We start from the raw sequence: 2,267 nt of genomic DNA, 5'->3' as shown, positions 1-2,267 counted from the left end.
TAGTAATTGCGAATATAACAGGTGCATAAACGGATAATCAGAAAATTTAAGTCAAGAAGTGGTTGATGCGGAAGACGAAATAAAACGCACACTCGATACATTTCATCGTAAAAAGGAGGTGGATCAGGGAAAACAGATTTCATTTTATAATCTTAATCCTTATTGTCACGTTAAGGTCTACAAAGCAGAAGGGGTATTGCTTAATTCTACTTTAGATATTTCAGGTCATCAGACAATCCATCATGCCATCAGCGAAGAGATGAATACGGCTATATATATTACGAAAGAGATAGAAAAACCTAAATGGATTATATCAGATGATTTGATAAATGTTAAACACTATTTTTTCTTGATTTATTTTGATGAAGACAGCCAGTTGCTGTTTATTCATTCTTCAATTAAAACTCCTCAATTCTATGACTCGCTAATTGAACGCTTTGCTATCGGGAAATATGGACGCATTTCTAAATATCAACTTAATAAAGTGTTAGCGGACATAAAAAATCCCGAATTTTTTAATATTGGAATGCAAAATCGTTCCGCTAACAGCGGGGAATCTTATAGGATAGTTGCAGGACCAAATGCCGAAACATCAATAAGAAAGAGCCACGGCAAAAATTATGCAAATGGTCACGTTTTCATGAAAGGATTGTCTGATGGAGATAATGTGACAGTTGGATACAGTAGTGGTTCTAAGGTTTGGAGTAATGCGTACCAAAGAATCCCGGACTATATAAAGTGGTGCCAATCGTTGGCAAAGAAAATCGTTAGCGACAAGGTCGTAAAAACAAACACTGCATTTGACGACTTACCTATAGGCGTGGTAGTAGATCAGTTTCCATTGCAAGTCCATGGCGCCACGTGGAATGGGATGACTTTTAATGAATTTCCTTTAATCAACGAAGTAAATGAGGATGAGATTGTACAAACTAATCAATTGCTTGATTTCGAAATCATCATAGATAATGAAAATAGCAGTTTAGATGAATTGTGTATAGTTTTGGTTCATGAGGATTTGTCATATAAGCTTAGCTATAACTTCACCGATCATTTTAAATTAATTGAACCGTTGGAATGCGATCTGTTTATAGAAGTTAACGGAAATCAAATACCACTTATTGACTATTTTAATGACAATCCTTTTCAATTTTATTTAGACAATTTTGCAACGGTGAGCAATCATGAATATTTTGCTCCTCCAGATGAAAAGGATTTTCAATTTGATAGCAGCAGAATCGTTCAAATAGATTGGGTAACCTCTAATACGGATATAAAAAAGGAGTTTTATAAAAACCAACAAGACAAAGTAGATAACGCTAATAAAAATTCGATCCATGAAACTTTGAATGAGAGATTGATGCAGAATGGACATTCTATTTTGATTTACGATCATGGTACAGGAGAAGTAGCGGATTTTATTGCATTTCATGAATACGATGATCGAGTTGAAATAAATCTATATCATGTGAAAGGCTCTGGTGGTGTCGCCCCGGGAGATAGAGTAAATGACGTGTACGAAGTATGTATGCAAGCGGTGAAATCACAGGCATGGACTTGTAATAAACAAACATTTCGTCGCAAAATTTTAGATCGAGTTTGCAATCATGATGAGAAATTTCTAATTGGAGATTCAAACCTTTTTAAAACCGTGATGGATTCGGGTAAACGAATAGAATTCTTTTTTACAATAGTCCAACCGGGAATATCGCAAGCTGACTTTTCTCCAAAGCTAAGTTACATTTTGGCTGCGGCTGACGATTACATAACCAATAATGGTTATCAGTCAATGATCGCATTGGGAAGCTAGATGGGTTAAAATGACAAAAAAACGTTACAAATGTGTTACGGCGTAAAATTTCGTGGTTTCAAAAAATCTTCATATATTGCTCTTGCAAGTCGGAAACGACGATTTTGCACCGTGTAAAAAGGTACAGACCGAAAGTCTCATAATCTTTTGGTCCCTGGTTCGAGCCCAGGTGGGCGCACTTTCATAAAAAGCCATTTTTCTTTACGAAAAATGGCTTTTTTCGTTTATTAGGGCACTTTAGGAGCATGTGCCCTACGCTGGATCGGATACCCCGATACGGTGTGATTTACATCGTTTTTTGTTGAACTTCACGTAAAAGTGTTGCAAATACGTTACGGGAAATTTTTACGTGCTAATTCGAAGGATTATGGCAACCGTTAACGCTATCCCTACAGCGATACTTTTTAATTCCGGGCATCGCCGGGCACTGGCCTGAGGAATAACTAAGAGAATCGAAAAA

At 36.5% G+C, this 2,267-nt stretch carries 1 protein-coding gene; it reads left to right on the top strand.

Going from position 1 to position 2,267, the window contains the following annotated elements; translation table 11 throughout:
• Positions 1–58: 58 nt before the first annotated feature.
• Positions 59–1,807 (top strand): hypothetical protein, encoded by a 1,749-nt coding sequence (locus tag U9S71_RS12330; RefSeq protein WP_326327811.1) that lies wholly within the window; start codon positions 59–61, stop codon positions 1,805–1,807.
• The last annotated feature ends 460 nt before the right edge of the window (positions 1,808–2,267 follow it).

Origin of the sequence: Parapedobacter flavus, assembly GCF_035818675.1 — a bacterium.
Lineage (GTDB): Bacteria > Bacteroidota > Bacteroidia > Sphingobacteriales > Sphingobacteriaceae > Parapedobacter > Parapedobacter flavus.
Note: the sequence above shows the minus strand (reverse complement) of the source record. Positions and strands in the feature narration are given on the sequence as shown.